15 protein-coding genes are annotated in these 16814 nt (G+C 61.6%); 7 read left to right on the plus strand and 8 right to left on the minus strand.

What is annotated here, in order from left to right; genetic code table 11:
• Positions 1-123 precede the first annotated feature (123 nt).
• Entirely contained in the window at positions 124-1023 is a 900-nt protein-coding gene (locus tag QTL56_RS10905) for a helix-turn-helix domain-containing protein (protein WP_370660281.1), read from the plus strand.
• A gap of 44 nt (positions 1024-1067) precedes the next feature.
• Here QTL56_RS10905 and QTL56_RS10910 read toward each other — a convergent pair whose 3' ends face one another.
• Positions 1068-3200 carry a TonB-dependent siderophore receptor gene (locus QTL56_RS10910; RefSeq protein WP_245135703.1) on the minus strand — a complete coding sequence of 711 codons (2133 nt, stop codon included), beginning with the start codon at positions 3198-3200 and terminating at the stop codon, positions 1068-1070.
• A gap of 316 nt (positions 3201-3516) precedes the next feature.
• On the opposite strand from QTL56_RS10910, the gene QTL56_RS10915 reads away from it, so the two are divergent.
• The 5 genes from QTL56_RS10915 to QTL56_RS10935 are packed head-to-tail and all read left to right on the plus strand — an operon-like array spanning position 3517 to position 8483.
• The gene (locus QTL56_RS10915; protein WP_245135702.1) at positions 3517-4512 is read left to right on the plus strand and encodes an iron-siderophore ABC transporter substrate-binding protein; all 996 of its coding nucleotides are present in this window, start codon (positions 3517-3519) and stop codon (positions 4510-4512) included.
• Positions 4509-5552: a FecCD family ABC transporter permease gene (locus QTL56_RS10920; RefSeq protein ID WP_370660282.1), complete on the plus strand. Its 1044-nt coding sequence runs from the start codon at positions 4509-4511 to the stop codon at positions 5550-5552. The genes QTL56_RS10915 and QTL56_RS10920 overlap by 4 nt, the downstream gene beginning before the upstream one ends.
• 32 nt (positions 5553-5584) lie before the next feature.
• Positions 5585-6598: a FecCD family ABC transporter permease gene (locus QTL56_RS10925; RefSeq protein WP_245136612.1), complete on the plus strand. Its 1014-nt coding sequence runs from the start codon at positions 5585-5587 to the stop codon at positions 6596-6598.
• Positions 6595-7425, plus strand: a complete 831-nt coding sequence (locus QTL56_RS10930; protein WP_245135700.1) for an ABC transporter ATP-binding protein — start codon at positions 6595-6597, stop codon at positions 7423-7425. Before QTL56_RS10925 ends, QTL56_RS10930 begins: the two co-directional genes overlap by 4 nt.
• On the plus strand, positions 7422-8483 hold the full coding sequence (locus QTL56_RS10935; RefSeq protein WP_245135699.1) for a DUF2218 domain-containing protein: 1062 nt from the start codon (positions 7422-7424) through the stop codon (positions 8481-8483). The genes QTL56_RS10930 and QTL56_RS10935 overlap by 4 nt, the downstream gene beginning before the upstream one ends.
• A 115-nt stretch (positions 8484-8598) precedes the next feature.
• On the opposite strand, the gene QTL56_RS10940 is transcribed toward QTL56_RS10935, so the two are convergent.
• The 4 genes from QTL56_RS10940 to QTL56_RS10955 all read right to left on the minus strand — a co-directional run bounded on the left by QTL56_RS10940 (position 8599) and on the right by QTL56_RS10955 (position 12750).
• Positions 8599-9030 (minus strand): GlcG/HbpS family heme-binding protein, encoded by a 432-nt coding sequence (locus QTL56_RS10940; protein WP_245135697.1) that lies wholly within the window; start codon positions 9028-9030, stop codon positions 8599-8601.
• 78 nt (positions 9031-9108) lie between these two features.
• The gene (locus tag QTL56_RS10945) at positions 9109-10197 is read right to left on the minus strand and encodes a substrate-binding domain-containing protein (protein WP_245135696.1); all 1089 of its coding nucleotides are present in this window, start codon (positions 10195-10197) and stop codon (positions 9109-9111) included.
• 28 nt (positions 10198-10225) lie between these two features.
• Positions 10226-11248, minus strand: coding sequence for an ABC transporter permease (locus QTL56_RS10950; protein ID WP_229574847.1), 1023 nt, complete (start codon positions 11246-11248; stop codon positions 10226-10228).
• Positions 11249-11256: 8 nt separating this feature from the next.
• Positions 11257-12750, minus strand: a complete 1494-nt coding sequence (locus QTL56_RS10955) for a sugar ABC transporter ATP-binding protein (RefSeq protein WP_229574848.1) — start codon at positions 12748-12750, stop codon at positions 11257-11259.
• A gap of 147 nt (positions 12751-12897) precedes the next feature.
• Between QTL56_RS10955 and QTL56_RS10960 the strand changes: the two genes are divergently transcribed.
• Positions 12898-13893, plus strand: a complete 996-nt coding sequence (locus tag QTL56_RS10960) for a LacI family DNA-binding transcriptional regulator (protein ID WP_245135694.1) — start codon at positions 12898-12900, stop codon at positions 13891-13893.
• Positions 13894-13907: 14 nt separating this feature from the next.
• On the opposite strand, the gene QTL56_RS10965 is transcribed toward QTL56_RS10960, so the two are convergent.
• Genes QTL56_RS10965 through QTL56_RS10975 form a run of 3 tightly spaced genes read right to left on the minus strand, consistent with a single transcriptional unit; the run spans position 13908 to position 16811 of the window.
• A complete protein-coding gene (locus QTL56_RS10965) occupies positions 13908-14798 on the minus strand; it encodes an SMP-30/gluconolactonase/LRE family protein (protein ID WP_245135692.1) in 891 nt (296 codons plus the stop codon).
• Positions 14799-14829: 31 nt separating this feature from the next.
• Positions 14830-15864, minus strand: a complete 1035-nt coding sequence (locus QTL56_RS10970; protein ID WP_245135690.1) for an L-idonate 5-dehydrogenase — start codon at positions 15862-15864, stop codon at positions 14830-14832.
• A complete protein-coding gene (locus QTL56_RS10975) occupies positions 15864-16811 on the minus strand; it encodes a 2-hydroxyacid dehydrogenase (RefSeq protein ID WP_245135688.1) in 948 nt (315 codons plus the stop codon). Before QTL56_RS10975 ends, QTL56_RS10970 begins: the two co-directional genes overlap by 1 nt.
• Positions 16812-16814: the final 3 nt, after the last annotated feature.

A 16814-nucleotide genomic window follows, 5' to 3' on the forward strand; every position in this document is an offset into this window, starting at 1 on the left:
GCCGGCGATCATAAATATGATAAGTTTAGTCATATTTCTTGACCCGCGACGTTTTTCCGGCAAATGCTACCGCTGTTTTTGAAAGCGGGGCAGGCGAGCGACGATGGGCGAGAGGCGAGAGAGTTGACCTATCTACACCAGATGCAGGCCGAGCTGGACGGAATTCGTGCACTCCTGCCAGCCAAATGGCGTTGCCTCGACGGCATTGTCGGCGTCCATTGGGATGCGGAGGGCCATGCAGGTGCCAGTGGCTACTATGTGTCGCCCGATCCACGCATCATGTTCTTCTTCAACGATGTGAGCAGCCACATTCAGGTGGCCGATCAACGCGGAGCAACCGACCAAGGTGAGCGGGGAATGGCACGGGCGATCTATGTGCCAGCGGGTGTTCCGATGTGGACAAGGTTCACGCGGCGTCACCGCTTCTCCCACCTCGACCTGCATCTGCACCACGATCGCCTGATGCGCTACATCTCGCCTGTGATCGGCGCGTCGGCTGCTCGCGCAACCCTGAAACAGCCGGCTGAACTGCACGACCCTGGACCATTGACCAGTCTCGCGGACCTCGTTGTCGAGGAGCTCTCGACCCATGTCCGGCACCCGGCCTTTGCCGAGAACCTGATCGGCAGCATCGTCACCGGGTTCCTGGATCTGCAGGCGGGTGACACAAGTGGCGCGGCCGCCGGTGGGCGGCTGACCCAGGCACAACTGAATAGGCTTTCGACCTACTTCGCCCATTGCGGCGGGCGGCGCCTTGCCGTGAAGGAAATGGCGGATGTGGTTGGCCTGTCGGAAAGCTGGTTCGCGACCGTATTCCGGCAGACGACGGACATGACCCCGCTCCAGTGGCAACTGGCGCGCCGCATCGACCTCGCCCGAAAGCTGCTTGGCGACACAACGATGAGCATCGCCGAAATCAGCGGCCAGCTCGGCTTCACCGACCAGGCGCACATGACCAAGGTCTTCCGGGCAGTGACCGGCGACACCCCCGCCGCCTGGCGGCGCACACATCAGGCCAATTGAAAAATAGGCCCCGTCACCTGCGAAAATGACGAGGCCCGTTGAACTTACCAGGTCTGGCGGATGGTCGCGTAGATGGTGCGTCCCGGATTGTAGTAAAGTGCTCCACCATCATTGTTGGCGACATGCTTCTCGTCGAACACGTTGCTGACGTTCAGCTGGAAGTTCGTGTTCTCCTTGATCGCGTAGGATAAGGATGCATCGAAGATGACCGCACCTTCCGACTTCCGTGTGTTCGCGTTGTCGAAATAGTAGGATCCGGTGAACCGGGCGCCGGCCCCGAACGTCATGTCACCTCGATCACCCTCTCCTGCAAGGGTATAGGTACCCCAGAGCGACGCCATATGCTCCGGCACCTGGGCAAATCGCTTTCCATCATATGTGCCGCCTGCATCGACAATCTGTGAATCGATATAGGAATAGGCTGCGATCAGGCTGACGTTCGAAGTCAACTCGACCTTCGCTTCGAGGTCGAGCCCGCGATGGTGAATTTCCTCGACCGTGTTGGGCAGATAGACGGGCGCCTCGTAAGTGGTGATGTTCTCCAGCGTCAGGTCGTAGATCGACGCGGTGATTATCGCAGGGAATGCATCCGGACGATACTTGATCCCGGCCTCGTACTGCTTCCCGTATGTCGGCTCATTTCCGGTGCTCGGTGGCGCAACGGATTCGGCATAGCTGACATAGGTTGCGAGCTCCTCGGTGATCTTGTAGCTGAGCCCGACACGCTTGCTCAACTCGCTGTAGTCACCACTGGATGTCGTGTTCGTCAGGAGATTTCTGTCGTCGAGCTTGAGCCAGTCATTGCGCAAACCGACACTGGCGGTGACACGGTCGAAGAAGATGAGGTCCTGCTGAAGGTATACGGCTCGAGTGGCCTGATCCTGCTGCGAATTGCTATAGGGTGACAAGGCTCCCGGGCCGCCCGAATAAACGGGATTTGCCCAATCGATCTGCGGAGCGGCGGTATAGTAGTTGGCCCCGGTCGAATCGAGACTGCTGTAGTCGATGCCGACGAGCGTGCGGCTTTCGACCTGATCGAATTGCGCCTCGTAGAGAAGATGAGCATCGGCGACAAACTGCTCGGTGGAGCGCTCGCTGCCGAAGTAATTGCGGTTCGCCAGGGTATCGGCGAGACTGCCAGCCCCCGATGCGTCCCAGATATAGGCATAGCCGAAACCGGTTTTGGACTTGCTGTAGCGAGCATTCGAGCCGAGAGACAGGCCATTGCCGAAATCGTGCTCAAACAGGAAGTTGTAGGTGTTGCGATTGGTTGAATTGTAGTTGTAGTCCGGTTCGCCGAAGAAGCGATCTCGGTCGAAATCGGTGTATAGCGGGTGACCGCCGCCACTGGGCGTGCCATCGCGGCCCAGGTGATCGAAGACGAATGTCAAGGCAGTCATGTCCGTCGGACGCCAGGTCACCCCGGCCTGAATGAAGTTCTCGTCATTCTCTGAAAAGTCGAACTCGCCGTCGGCACGCTGGACCTTGCCTGTCAGACGATAGGAGAGCGTATCGTCCTCGGTGAGATTATCACCAAAGTCAAAGCCCATTTCCTTATGCGCGAAGGAACCGGTAGTGCCATAAACTTCTCCGAAACGCTCGCTACGCGGGGTCTTCGTGACATAGTTGATCGCTCCACCCGGATCGGAAACGCCGTACCCGGTAGAATTCGCGCCCTTGAGGACATCCAGTCGTTCGAATGCGTAGGGTTCTTCCCTGACGCCGGTCCAGGTTCTTCCGACCATGAGGCCATCGCGATAGGTGAAGGGTGTGAAACCGCGGATCTTGACGTAGTCGAAACGGTCGTCCGAGCCGTAATAGTCGGTCGTCACGCCCGCCGTGTACTGCACCACTTTCTCGACCGAATCTGCGGCGCGCTGCTCGATTTCCTTCGACGTAATGACCGAAACGGTCGCCGGTGTCGTCAGGATTTCACCCGGCATTTTGCCGACGGCACTCGATCGATTGGCAACCACCGTCTTCGAATCCGCGTCGCCCTGGCCGGCGCCCTCTACCGTGATGGTCTGCAGCACGGTGGAATCGCCATCGGCTTCAGCATCTTGCGCCCCGGCAATTGCAGGCATCAAGGCAATGAAAGCTGTACAACCGAGAAGAACGGCAGTGCGCTGGCGGATGGAAGCTCGGCTCGTGCCTCGGGAAGAAATGACTCTGATCATGATGTTTCCAGAATTTGACGTTCAGACATTCCGTCTCGACGAACCCCAGGGATCATCGTCGGGAGCCAACCGACATGCAGGGTCAATTTGCAGTCTCCTTTGGCCATGTCCGCAAGCCCGGCTAGACGCAGATTGAACCCTCATTCGGTCCAACGGCCATTAACTGGATAATTTTAATCCAGTATTGTAGAATCCCCTTTTTTGTAAATTCCTCCGGAAAATCAAGAGGCACCTCACCACCAGGGTCTAAAAAGCTTGACCCCACATCGTGAAGCTGAGAGGGACACTCAACTTAAACAAGGGATGATTGAGACCCATGCGGATCAACTTGCATCATGTGGCGCTCACCACCGCCCTGCTCTGCCTGCCCTGGACCATCTCGGTGCGAGCTGCCGACCAGGCAGCCTTTCCGCTCGAGATCTCGCACGCGCTCGGAAATACCACCATTGCCACAAGGCCGAACCGCGTGGCGACAGTCGCCTGGGCCAATCATGAAGTGCCTCTCGCTCTGGGCATTGTTCCAGTCGGCATGGCTGCGGCAAATTTCGGCGATGACGATGGCGATGGCTTGCTGCCCTGGGTGGCTGAGCGTCTGAAGGAACTTGATGCCCAAGCCCCGCAGCTCTTCGATGAGGGCGATGGCATCGATTTCGAAGCTGTCGCCGGCACCCGGCCTGACGTCATTCTGGCCGCTTATTCGGGGCTCAGCCAATCCGACTACGACACATTGAGCCAGATCGCCCCCGTCATTGCCTATCCACAGGCGCCCTGGTCGACGGACTGGCGCGAGATGATCCGCTTCGACAGCGCCGGTCTCGGCCTCGCCAAAGAAGGCGAAATGCTGATTGCAGACATCGAGCGGAAGATTGCCATGGAGGTGGCGAAATATCCGGAACTGAGGGGCAAGACGGCCATGTTCGTCACCCATCTCGACGCCAGTGATCTGAGCATCGTGAATTTCTACACGACGCAGGACACGCGCGTCCGCTTCTTTGGGGATCTCGGTCTCTCTCCGCCGAAAAGCGTGGTCCAGGCATCCTCCACCGGCAGCTTTGCCGGCTCGATCAGTGCCGAACAGATCGACCTTTTCGACGACGTCGACATCCTCGTGACCTATGGCGATCGTGGATTGATCGAGGCCATGAAGGCCAATCCCCTGCTCGCCCACATGCCGGCCGTCAAGCACGATGCCATCGTCATGCTGGGCCGCGACCCTGTCGGCACCGCCGCCAATCCCACGCCGCTCTCGATCACCTGGGTCCTGCCCGCCTATGTCGCCATGCTGGCGGAAGCGGCCAGAAAGACGGAATGACGGCACCTGCGAGACATCAGGCGCCCCGGCAATCGCCCGGTCGCGTGGCAGACACCGGCCGGTTGATCTGGCTCGGTGCAGTCGTCGCGATGGGCATCGCGGTCGCGATCCTGTCGCTTATGATCGGCACGCGCGATGTCCCAGTGGCCGATGTTCTGGCCGCAATCGCGGGCGACACCTCGACACTTGATCGCGCGGCAGTAGCGACCCGAATTCCACGGACCATCCTCGCCGTTATGGCCGGCGCGGCCCTCGGCCTCGCGGGAGCGGTCATGCAGGGCGTCACGCGCAATCCACTTGCCGATCCCGGCATTCTTGGCATCAACATTGGCGCCTCGCTTGCTATTGTGGTCGGCGTCGCATGGTTCGGCATGAGTTCCGCCCTCACCTTCATCTGGGTCGCGATCACAGGCGCTGCGGCCACTGCGATATTCGTCTACGTCATCGGCTCGATGGGGCGCGGTGGTGCGACACCGCTGAAGCTCGCACTGTCGGGCACCGCGACGTCGATTGCCTTTTCATCGCTGGTCATCGCCGTCGTTCTTCCCCGGGCAGACATTGCCGGCGGCATTCGGTCCTGGCAGATCGGGGGCGTTGGCGGCGCCACGTTCGAGCGCATGGAACCCGTCTATGTCTTCCTCCTGATCGGATTCATCCTCTGCCTCCTCTCCGCAAGACGGCTCAATGCGCTGGCCCTCGGCGACGAACTCGCAGCCGGCCTCGGGGAACGCATTGCGCTTGCAAGGGGATTGGCGACGCTTGGTGCCGTAATGCTCTGCGGCGCGACGACAGCCGTCTGCGGTCCCATCGGCTTTGTCGGCCTCGTCGTTCCCCACGCCTGTCGGCTTCTGGTCGGCGTGGATCACCGCTGGCTGTTGCCGTTTTCGGCCCTCGGGGGCGCCATTCTGCTGACCGCGAGCGATATTCTGGGACGCCTCGCGGCACGTCCGTCCGAGCTGGAAGTCGGCGTCGTCACCGCCCTGATCGGCGCACCCTTCTTCATCTACATCGTTCGGCGACAGAAGGTGAGAGACCTGTGAACGACCTCCGGATCCCTCCGCTGACGGCTGCGATGATCGCATCGAGCCGAGGCCGTCAATCCCGACGTCGCCATACACTGCTGGCACTCATGCTCGTTCTGCTGGCGCTCGGATTTCTGCTGACGCTGATGGCAGGCCAGACCTTCACGCCCCTCGACGAGGTCATTCGCGTGCTGGCAGGCGAGAGTGTTCCCGGAGCCGATTTCACTGTCGGCCAGTTGCGTCTGCCACGGGCTGTCCTCGCGATCGGCGCTGGCATCAGCTTTGGGCTGGGCGGCGCAGCCTTCCAGACCATGCTGCGCAACCCGCTCGCCAGCCCCGACATTATCGGCATTACGTCGGGAGCCAGTGCCGCAGCAGTCTTCGCCATCGTGACACTATCGCTGAGCGGCCCGGCCGTCTCCGTGCTCGCGGTGGGCGCCGGCCTGGCGGTCGCGCTGGTGGTCTATGGGCTCTCGGCCAAAAACGGCGTGGCCGGCGCGCGCCTCATCCTCGTCGGGATTGGCGTTTCAGCCATGTTGGAAAGCATGATTGCCTATACGCTTTCCCGCGCACCCGCCTTCACCCTCCAGGAAGCCATGCGCTGGCTGACCGGCAGCCTCAATGGGGCAAAGCTCGAGCAGAGCGTCCCGGTGATGGCATCCCTTCTTGTCTTCGGTGCGCTCATCCTCTCAAAGGCGCGTGACCTCGAAGCCATGCGAACGGGTGACGAGACGGCGACGGCTCTCGGGGTGGATGTTCCAGCGACGCGCCTGATCGTGATGATATCAGCGGTGGGAGTGATCGCCATGGCCACCGCGGTCACCGGGCCGATCGCCTTCATTGCGTTTCTCGCGGGCCCGATCGCCACCGGCATGTTCGGGCGGCGCAGTTCCATCCTCCTGCCGGCCGGCCTGGTCGGCGCCTTGCTGGTTCTGATCGGAGACTTCGTCGGCCAGTTTCTGCTTCCTGGCCGCTACCCGGTCGGTGTCGTCACCGGCGCGCTCGGCGCGCCCTATCTCATCACCCTGATTATCCGGAACAACCGCCGTGGAGGCACGCAATGACCGGTTCCCGCCTCGAGGCGCAATCGATTTCGGCCGGCTATGGTGAGAACCGGGTGCTGCAGGACCTGGACCTCGTCATTCCCTCAGGCCGGATCACCGCGATCGTCGGCGCCAACGCCTGTGGCAAGTCCACTCTGCTCAAGGCCCTGTCGCGGCTGATCAAGCCCCAGAGCGGCGAAGTCCTGCTCGATGGCCGGGCGATCCACCGGCTCCCGACCCGTGAACTGGCCCGGCGGCTCGGCCTGCTTCCGCAGTCCCCCATTGCGCCGGAAGGCATCACGGTCATGGATCTGGTGAGCCGGGGCCGACACCCGCATCACGGTCTTTTTGCCTCCTGGACCAAGGTTGACGACAAAGCCATTGCGGACGCGCTGGAGGCCACCCGGACCACAGACCTTGCAGAGCGTCCGGTGGACGAACTGTCCGGCGGCCAGCGGCAGCGGGCATGGATCGCCATGGCACTGGCGCAGGAAACCGAAATCCTGCTGCTCGATGAACCCACGACCTTCCTCGACATCAGCCACCAGATTGACGTGCTCGACCTGCTGACGGATCTCAATCGCTCCCGCGGCACGACCATCGTCATGGTCCTGCACGACCTGAACCTTGCGGCCCGTTACGCGGACCATCTCGTCGCCATGCTCGACGGCAAGCCGTTCCGGACGGGGGACCCTCTGTTCGTGCTGACCGAGGACATGGTGCGCCACGTCTTTGGTCTCGAAAGCAAAATCCTCACCGACCCGACCTCGGACAGACCGATGATGCTTCCCATCGGACGTCACCACATGCAACAGCCCCCCGTTTCCAATCGTCAGGTACGATCATGACCGATTTTCAGCCCTCCCGTCTTTCAGGCATCGCACGCCCCGCCGATGTCAGCGTCATGCTCGACGAGATCTGCGAACATTTCGTCGAGCACTCGGACGTCGTTCAGAAAAACGGCATCGCCACCCTCAAATCGAAGGACTGGACGATCGACATCGCAACCGTGGACCACCATCTGGCAATCGAGATCAGCACCAGTTCCGACGAAGCGCTGGCGACAACCCGCACCATGTTCGCCGAGCACCTCTTTTATTTCGCGGGCGACGAACCTTTCTCGCTCGAATGGTCCAAGCCCGCGCCGAAGGTGAGGCCACCCGGTTTCGTCGAGGCAACGGTCGTGTCAGCGCATGACGTGACCGCTCGCATGCGACGCGTCACCCTGTCTCTTGCGGATGTGTCGCCTTTCATCGGCGGCAATATGCATGTCCGGTTGCTGGTGCCGCCAAAGAGCCGTGCGCCGGTCTGGCCGAACCTCCAGGAGAATGGCCGGATAGGCTGGCCCGAGGGCGAGGATGAACTGGTCGTCAGGCTATACACGATCCGCTCCGTCGACCCGCAAGCAAACCATGTCTGCATCGACATCCTGCAGCATCCGGCCGAAGGCATAACCACGCCCGGCGCGGACTTTGCACGCGATGCAATGCCCGGCGAGCAGATAGCGATCATGGGCCCTGGCGGCGGCGGTTTGCCGGAAGCACAGGACATCATCTTCGCCGGGGACGAAAGCGCGCTTCCCGCCATCCTGCGGATGGTCGAGGAAGCACCGTCAGGGGTGACGATGAAAGCGATCATCGAGGTCGAGAATGCCGGCGAGGAGCAACCAATATTTGGTCCGGGTCTCGTGGAGGTCGTGTGGCTCCACCGATCATCCTATGCCCCTCATGGCAGCAACCGTCTGGTGGACCGGGTGAAGGCCGCGATCGATACCGTAGACGAAAACACCTTTGTCTGGTTCGCGGCTGAGAAAGCGGACACTCGCACGATCAAGCGTCACCTGGCTGACCGAAAGCGCGATCGACGGCGGCAATACGTTGCCTGGTACTGGGAAAGGGATGCCTGACGACAGAGGCGCGCCCAACGCCCGTCAAATGACCAACTTCCGGCATCCTGATGCGCGCGAAGGCGCATCCACCATGCGGCCAGGTCCTGATCAACAGGTTCGCCAAAAATTGTCTTCAGCCGCTGGAAACGGGATCCGCGCCGATGGCATCGAGGGCTGCGCGCGCGACCTCCTCATCCTGGTCGCCGCTGCCGGAACCGATCCCGACACCCCCGACAAGAACTCCGCCAAAGCGGATCGGCAGGCCGCCCTTGAGCCCTGTCACTTCGCCTTGGGTGGCGCCCGAAATGAGCACGCGCGCATGTTCAGGAATGGCGGTCGACGGCGCATTGATGGACGCGGCCGTTCGGGCCTTGGCCAGCGCACTTTTCAGCGACAGAAAACGGGCACCCTTCATGCGGAAGGACCCGAGCACGACACCGCTCTGATCGACAATGACGATGCATTGCGGCTGCCCCATCCCGGAGGCCGTGTCGATCGCGGCCTGCAGCATGACGAGCACGCCCTTGTCCGTGAGTAGCGCCGAAGGCTCGAAGAAGCTGCTCATGCATCTGTTCCCTGATCAGATTTTCAACTGGTCGCGGCCGGCACGGAGGAGCTTGTGCCGGCCGCGAAGAGCAAATTCTTATTTGCCCCAGATCTTGGCATACTGATCACGGTAACCGTTACCGGGATCGAAGATGTTCTTGTCACCACCGTCGGAGCTGATGTTCGCCTTGGTGACGACATGCAGCGGCGAGGTGTAACCCGACCACTCTACCTTGCTGACGGCGCGGTTCAACTCGTCGATCAACTGCCAGCCCTGCAGGTTGAGAGGCTCGGCGACCGTGACGGCCTGATATTGGTCGGACCGGATACGCTGATAGGCGGACTCCGACCCGTCACCGGCAGCGACGGCCTTCGGCGCGCCATCACCGGGAATGCCGGCCGCAGCCAGGCTCGGCCCCATGAAATCGAAGTAGATGTCGTTGATCGCGAGCGCATGCGTCCAGCTGGCACCATACTTCTGCAGAAGCGAAGTGGTCAGCGTCGGCATGCGGTTGGACGTGTCGGCAATCGGCGTATCGACATATTCGAGCACGGTGCCGCCGAGCTTCTCGATTGTCTCCTTGATCTTGTCGGCCTTGGCAATGGCGATCGCATAGGTCGAGTCGGTGAAGATCACGACACCCGGCTTGCCGCCCGCATCGGCAAAGGCCCATTTTCCGGCGGCGGCCGAGACTTCCATGGCGTCGGTGGAGACATTGGCGAAGAGGCAGTTGGCCGGATCCGGGCCGATGACTGGACCGGCATGCCAGCTCACCATCGGGATACCGGCATCGCAGGCCTGCTTGAGGGCTGCCTGCTGTTCGACCGCGTCAAAGCCGTTGATGATGATACCATCGGGTTTCAGGGCAAGCGCCTGGCCGAAGGCCCCGGCACGGCTCTGGACGGATCCTGCGCCATCGAGAACGGTGACATCCCAACCGATCTTGGCAGCAGCCTCCTCGATGCCATTGGTAACGCCGAGAATGCCGCCATTCTTCATGTCGGCAGCGAGCACGACGACCTTCTTGGCCGAGGCAGCGGTCGGGCCGCTGGTCGGACCATCCCAGGCGGTCTTTTCGCCAGCATATTTCTGGACCTCTGCCATCGCGTCCGAAATCGCGTCGGCATGGGCAGGCATGGCGGCCGTCAGCGCCAGAATTGAAACGGCTAGGGCACTCTTCAGCATGGTTTCCTCCCAAAGTAGCTGAATGCAGTTATTTCGACTTCGCGCCTTTCTTTCTTTGCGCGTAACCGGCGATCCCGATGGCGATCAAAAGGGTCGTGCCGTTGAACAGCGGCTCCACCCAGAAGCTCCCGCCAAACTGCTGGATGCCGGAAATACCGACGGCGAGGATCATGACGCCGACGATGGTGCCCCAGACATTGACCCGTCCGGGTTTGATGGTGGTGGAGCCGAGGAAGGCGCCGACAAGTGCCGGCAGCAGGAATTCAAGACCCACCGAGGCCTGCCCTATTCTGAGCTTCGAGGCGAGCAACACGCCTGCGAGTGCGGTCATCAGACCTGATATGACAAAGGCGCCGATGACGAATTTACGCGTCGGAATGCCGTTGAGCTCGGCTGCCCGCTGGTTGGCACCGATTGCATAGAGATAGCGGCCGACCGGCGTGTATTCGAGCGCGATCCAGAGCACGAAGGTAATGATCAGGACGTAGATTGCGGTGATCGGCAGGCCGAACACGAAGGTGCCGTTGATCGCGTAAAAGGCATCCGGCAGGGCTCCGACCATCTGGCGGCCACCAGTATGCCAGAGCGCGACGGCATAAAGAACCGTCCCCGTCCCGAGCGTCGCGATGAAGCTGTCGATCCGTGCGACTTCAACCAGCAAGCCATTGAGTGCGCCGATCAGCACGCCGAGCACGAGCACGATGGCCACTGCGACCGGCCACGGAAATCCGTACAGCGTCTGCAGGCTGATCGCCAGGATATGCCAGAGAACGATGCCGTATCCGACTGTGAGATCGATGCGTCCGGCGACCATGGGGATCATGGCCGCGAGCGACAGAAGCGCGATGATCGCCTTGTCGGAAAGGATGGCCCTGACATTCAGCATGGTCGGGAAAGTTGTCGGCAACAGGATCGAGAACAGCAGGATAAGGCCGAACATCAGAATAACGAGCCCATAGGTGGGCGCGAGACGCACGAGCTTGCGGCCGGGCGAAAGGCCCCGCAATTCGTCCTTTGTGGGTTCGACGGCGTTGGATTGGATACCGGGCATGGCGGTCCTCAGGCGGCTTCACCGGCCGATGCGGCCTGGATCAGGGATTCGGTTGACAATTCGACGCCACTCAGTTCGGCCACGGGCAGGCCACGACTGAAGACGATCGCGCGATGGCAGATATTGGCGGTCTCCTCGAAATCGGTGGACACCACGAGGACGCCCATGCCGCTTGCGAGAGCCTGGTAGAGAAGGTGGTAGATTTCAGCCTTGGCTCCCACGTCGACGCCGGCGGTCGGGTCTTCCGCGATCAGCAGGCGACGCTCGGAATCGAGCCAGCGCCCCACCACGACCTTTTGCTGGTTGCCGCCCGAAAGCGCCTCGATCGCAAGTGTCGGGTCATTCGGCGACAGCCCCACGCGACGACCGAGCTCTTCAGCGAGAGCGTCTTCTGCCTTGGGTGACAAGAGGCTCAGCAGGCGCCGGCCAGTAGCGGACGGATTGAGAAATGCATTCTCCCGGATGGTGAGCCCCGGCGCGACACTCTCGGCGACGCGATCGCGCGCGACGAGACCGATCCCGGAACGCATGGCAGCGCCCGCGTCTTTCAAGTCCGGTGCGACACCGTTCAGCGTGATCTTTCCCGCATGCGGGATGAGGCCGAAGAGGGCCCGACCAACGTCCTCGTGACCGGCGCCGCGAAGTCCCGCAAGACCGAGAAGTTCCCCACGCCTTATCTCGAAGCTGACAGGACCGACGGCATTCGTCGCCAGACCAGAGACTTTCAGGATGGACGGCCCCTCGAGGATGGCGGGCCGGGCAATTTCGCGGGCTTTTCTGCCGACGATGAGCCCAACCAGCTCCTCTGGTGTCGTATGTTCAATGTCGCGCATTCCGACCATCTGGCCATCGCGCAGAACGGCGACCCGGTCGGCGATCCGAAAGATCTCGTCCAGTCTGTGACTGACATAGATCATGCCGACGCCACGCGCCTTCAGCGGACGCAGGGCCGCGAACAGCCGTTCCACTTCGTCTGCCGGAAGGCTGGCGGTCGGTTCGTCAAGAACGAGGTAATCGCAATCGGCAGCCAATGCCCGCGCGATGGCGACCAGAGACTTCTGTGTTCGGGTCAGACCGGAGACGCGCGCGGTCGCCGAAAAGTCGGCCTCGACAAGCGAAAGCGCCTTGTCAGCCAAAGCTTCCGTCGCCGTCCAGTCGATCCGACGACCTTTCTTCACGTAGCCGAGCGAAAGCGCGATGTTCTCGGCAACGCTCATCCACTCGATCAGACCAAGGTCCTGGTGGATGAAGGCCACTCTCTGGCCACCGGCCTTGCCGGCCTCATGCGCATAGGGCGTACCGTCGATAAACACGCCGCCCTCGTCGGGGCGGTGAATGCCGCCAAGGACTTTGATCAGCGTCGATTTGCCGGCTCCGTTCTCACCGAGCAGGGCGACGATTTCGCCGCGCTCGACCTTCAGTGAAACACCCTTTAGGGCCTGTGTGCCACCAAAGGATTTCACGATGCGATCGAAGAGCAGGCCGTCTGCGGACGGTTGCATGATGTATCTCCTCCCGAGCCGGATCCAGATCTTGCGTCAGGTTTACCGGTAACGTAACTAACCTATCGCCATCAATTGCCGAGTCAAGAAGAAAGTTATCGATAACATGAATTGCGCCGCTCATCATTCTCCGGCGGAGAAGCTCACGTGAAGGCCAATCTCGAGGATATCGCCCGCGCCGCAGGCGTCTCGAAGATGACGGTCAGCCGCGTGCTCCGCGATGGATCCGGCTTTTCCGATCAGACACGGCAAAAGGTCATGGAGATCGCCGAGCGGCTGGGTTACGTGCCTAACCGGTTGGCCGCCGCCTTCGGCTCAGATCAGGCCGAAACGCTCGTCGGCATGTGCGTCCCGCGCCTGACATCCGGCCTGTTCGGCCATGTGCTCGATGGTGTGGACAGGGCCCTGGGCCGCCTCGGCTACCAGTTGATCATTGGTGCCAACGATCACTCGATGTCGGAAGAAGAAGCCTGGATCCGGCAGGTCGTCAGCTGGCGCCCGGCGGGTCTCATTCTCTCGGGTCGCCACCACACGCCGGGGACGATCGAACTCTTGCGCAGCGCGGCCATGCCTGTCGTCGAAATCTGGGATCTGACCACGAGCCCGATCGACATGGCTGTCGGCTTCTCACACGCCGACTGTGGCGCCGAAATGGCCAGGCATCTCTTGGCGCGTGGCCGTCGAAAGGCCGGCTATGTCGGCGCACTCGCCCGCTCCGATGTGATGGGACAGGCACGGTTTGAAGGGTTTCGTGACGCCCTCGCTCGTGCCGGCCATCCGCTGGTGGATGCTGAAATGCTGCACGACGCGCCGGGCTTTTATGCCGGCTACTACGGCCTTGAGACCCTGCTCAGCCGAAAGAACGATTTCGACGTGGTCTATTTCCACAATGACGAAATGGCGATCGGCGGGCTCGCCTTCTGCCAGTCGCGTGGTCTGAGCGTACCCGAGCACATCGGCATTGCCGGCTGGGGCGGCATGGAAGCGGCCTCGATCCTTCAGAAGCGCCTGACCACAACCGTCGTGCCGACGACCGCCATTGGCAAGGCCGCGGCGGAGGCGCTGGTGGCGAAGCTGAAGGGTGAGCCGGTGCAGACCATCACCTTCGTTCCGACGCGGCTCGTCCCGGGCGAAACAGTTTGAGGCAATAGCAGGCTTTACGGTGTCTGGATGCCGCGCCGATTGAGCACGACCGAGTAGAGGCTCGTGGTCGCCGTAATGAACAGGCGGTGCTTGGAGCGCCCGCCAAAGCAGATATTCGACACCACTTCCGGAACCAGGATCTTGCCCATGAGATGCCCGTCAGGCGCGATGCAGTGAACGCCGTCGGCTGCAGACGACCACAGGTTCCCGTCGCTGTCGACCCGCATGCCATCGGCGCAGCCGGGCGTGACTGCGTGAAAGTGCCGATCATTCACCGGCCGGCCATCGACCATGTCGAAGACCCGGATATGTTGCGGATCGGTAGAGAACATCCGGCCTGTATCCGCAACATAGAGACGGCTGCCGTCCGGACTGAAGGCGAGACCGTTCGGCCCCTGCATGTCGGTAATGACGGCCTCGATCCTGCCGTTCGGCGAGACCCGATAGACCGAGCAGGGCAGTTCCTGCTCCGCCTTGGCCCCCTCGTAATCCGTCATGATCCCGTAGTGCGGATCGCTGAACCAGATCGATCCGTCAGGCGCAATAATGACGTCGTTCGGACTGTTGAGTCGCTTGCCTTTAAAGCTGTCGGCGATAACGGTGAGCGACCCGTCCCATTCCGTGCGGGTCACCCGGCGCGTTCCATGTTCGCAACTGACGAGCCGCCCCTGTAGATCCCGGGTGTGACCGTTGGCGTAGTTCGAAGGCTGGCGATAGGTGGTCACGCCATCCTCGCTCCAGCGAACGACCCGGTTGTTGGGAATGTCGGAGAACAGGAGGCAGCCGGCATCGCCGAACCACACCGGCCCTTCCGTCCAGTCGAACCCCGTCGCCAGCCGCTTTAGCGGTGCATTGCCGAGCACATAGGTCGCAAACACCGGATCGATGACTTCGAAAAACGACATGAATGAAATCCTCCCTGGACGATCCGGGCACTCAGGCCGAAAAGTCGATCTGCGCCTTCATCGCCTGGCTCCGGTCCGAGGCGAGCAGGAAGCCCTTCTCTGCCTCGGCCAGCGATACAGTATGGGTGATCAGCGGCTTCACGTCGATGAGCCCCTTGCGCATCAGTTCCACACCGGTCGCAAACTCCTGATGAAAGCGAAAGGAGCCACGCAGTTCGAGTTCCTTGGCCGTGATCGCCATCATCGGCAGTGTCATGTCGCCACCCAGGCCAAGCTGGAGGATGATCCCACGCGGCCTCAGGGCAGGAATGGCGCCGGCAAGGGCTGCGGCTACACCCGTGCATTCGTAGAGCACATCGAAGGTGCCCTTGTCCTCCGCATAGGCAGACAGAGCATCCGGCTCCTTCGCCGTGTTGATCACCCTGTCAGCCCCGACCTTGGCCGCCAGCGCCAGAGTGAAATCGGAAAGATCGGTCGCGACGATTTCTGCCGCACCGGCCCGACGCGCCGAAAGGATCGAGAGCACGCCAATCGGCCCACAACCGGTGACGAGAACCCGCTTGCCGAAGAGACTGCCCGCCCGTGTTGTGGCATGCAGGGTGACGGCCAGCGGCTCGGCCATGGCAGCTTCGCCCGAGGAAAGGCCCGTGGCGTCGACGCATTGATAGGCGTCTGCCACCAGGCTTTCTCTGAAAGCGCCCTGAATGTGGGGGAACGGCATGGCACTGCCATAAAAGCGCATGTTCAGGCACTGATTCTGCAGGCCTTCTGCACAAAACCGGCAGTGACCGCAGGGCCGCGAGGGAGAAACGGCGACGAGCTGTCCGATTTCAAAACCCGAAACGCCGGGACCGATCGCCTCGACCCTGGCCGAAACCTCGTGTCCGAGGATCATGGGCTCGCGCAGACGCACAGCCCCGAAACCGCCGTGATTGAAGTAATGCAGGTCGGAGCCGCAGATTCCGCCCGTCGCCAGGCTCAGTCGCAACTGGCCTGCCTGGGCTTCTTCAACCGGACGATCTTCAACCCGGAGATCACGGGCGGCATGAATGACAATGGCTTTCATCAGAGCACCGGAGTAAGGAGGGTTTCACCGGCGAAATGCGCGGTGAGATTGTCACGGACGAGCTTGCCCATGGCCTGGCGCGTTTCCAACGTACCGCTGGCATGATGCGGCTGGAGCAGTACATTCGGCAAGGTGAGAAAGCGCGGATTGAGGTTGGGCTCGCCCTCGAAGACATCGAGCGCAGCAGACCCGAGTTTGCCCGCCTCGAGAGCGTCGAGCAGAGCGTCCTCATCGATGTTGGAGGCGCGGCTGATATTGATCAGCATACCCTCCGGCCCCAGCGCCTCGATCACGTCTCGCCCGACGATGTGCCGGGTCACAGCGGAGGCCGCCAGTGTGACAAAGAGGAAGTCGGAGCGGGCAGCCAGCGCCACGGGGTCGGCGATGAATTCCCAATCCCCGGCAAAATCCTTGGCTGAAACATCGCTATAGGCGATCTCCATGTCGAAACCGGCGAGACGTTTGGCAACTTCATAGCCGATCCGCCCGAGACCGAGCACCCCTGCCCTGCGTCCCCAGACCCTGCGCTTCAGCGGATAGAGGCCCTTGGCCGCCCAGGACCCGTCCTTTACCCAGGTCTCGGCGCCGATCATCCCGCGCGACTGGACGAGCATCATTGCGACCCCGAGATCGGCGACGTCGTTGGTCAACACGTCGGGCGTGTTCGTCACCCGGATCCCGCGCTCGCGGCAGGCAGACAGATCGACAGCATCAAAGCCGACGCCATAGACCGAAATGACTTCGAGATTGGGGCAGGCCGCAATGATGGCAGCATTCGCACCGAGTTCGCCGCGGGTTGCAATACCGCGGATTTTCGGACCGACTTCGGCCAGAAAGCCTGCTTTGTCTGAGGCCTCGAAATAGCGGTGCATGTGGAAGTTTTGCTCCAGCGGAACCTGGTCCCAGTCCGGATAGGGTCCCATCTGAAGAATGTCGGGCTTGGTCATGGT

The sequence above is a fragment of the Peteryoungia algae genome, assembly GCF_030369675.1.
Lineage (GTDB): Bacteria > Pseudomonadota > Alphaproteobacteria > Rhizobiales > Rhizobiaceae > Allorhizobium > Allorhizobium algae.

What these genes read in the sequence shown, in the direction of transcription:
- QTL56_RS10910 (WP_245135703.1), bottom strand. Translation starts at nt 3,200, where the DNA reads ATGATCAGAGTCATTTCTTCCCGAGGCACGAGCCGAGCTTCCATCCGC.
- QTL56_RS10915 (WP_245135702.1), top strand. Translation starts at nt 3,517, where the DNA reads ATGCGGATCAACTTGCATCATGTGGCGCTCACCACCGCCCTGCTCTGC.
- QTL56_RS10920 (WP_370660282.1), top strand. Translation starts at nt 4,509, where the DNA reads ATGACGGCACCTGCGAGACATCAGGCGCCCCGGCAATCGCCCGGTCGC.
- QTL56_RS10925 (WP_245136612.1), top strand. Translation starts at nt 5,585, where the DNA reads ATGATCGCATCGAGCCGAGGCCGTCAATCCCGACGTCGCCATACACTG.
- QTL56_RS10930 (WP_245135700.1), top strand. Translation starts at nt 6,595, where the DNA reads ATGACCGGTTCCCGCCTCGAGGCGCAATCGATTTCGGCCGGCTATGGT.
- QTL56_RS10935 (WP_245135699.1), top strand. Translation starts at nt 7,422, where the DNA reads ATGACCGATTTTCAGCCCTCCCGTCTTTCAGGCATCGCACGCCCCGCC.
- QTL56_RS10940 (WP_245135697.1), bottom strand. Translation starts at nt 9,030, where the DNA reads ATGAGCAGCTTCTTCGAGCCTTCGGCGCTACTCACGGACAAGGGCGTG.
- QTL56_RS10945 (WP_245135696.1), bottom strand. Translation starts at nt 10,197, where the DNA reads ATGCTGAAGAGTGCCCTAGCCGTTTCAATTCTGGCGCTGACGGCCGCC.
- QTL56_RS10950 (WP_229574847.1), bottom strand. Translation starts at nt 11,248, where the DNA reads ATGCCCGGTATCCAATCCAACGCCGTCGAACCCACAAAGGACGAATTG.
- QTL56_RS10955 (WP_229574848.1), bottom strand. Translation starts at nt 12,750, where the DNA reads ATGCAACCGTCCGCAGACGGCCTGCTCTTCGATCGCATCGTGAAATCC.
- QTL56_RS10965 (WP_245135692.1), bottom strand. Translation starts at nt 14,798, where the DNA reads ATGTCGTTTTTCGAAGTCATCGATCCGGTGTTTGCGACCTATGTGCTC.
- QTL56_RS10970 (WP_245135690.1), bottom strand. Translation starts at nt 15,864, where the DNA reads ATGAAAGCCATTGTCATTCATGCCGCCCGTGATCTCCGGGTTGAAGAT.
- QTL56_RS10975 (WP_245135688.1), bottom strand. Translation starts at nt 16,811, where the DNA reads ATGACCAAGCCCGACATTCTTCAGATGGGACCCTATCCGGACTGGGAC.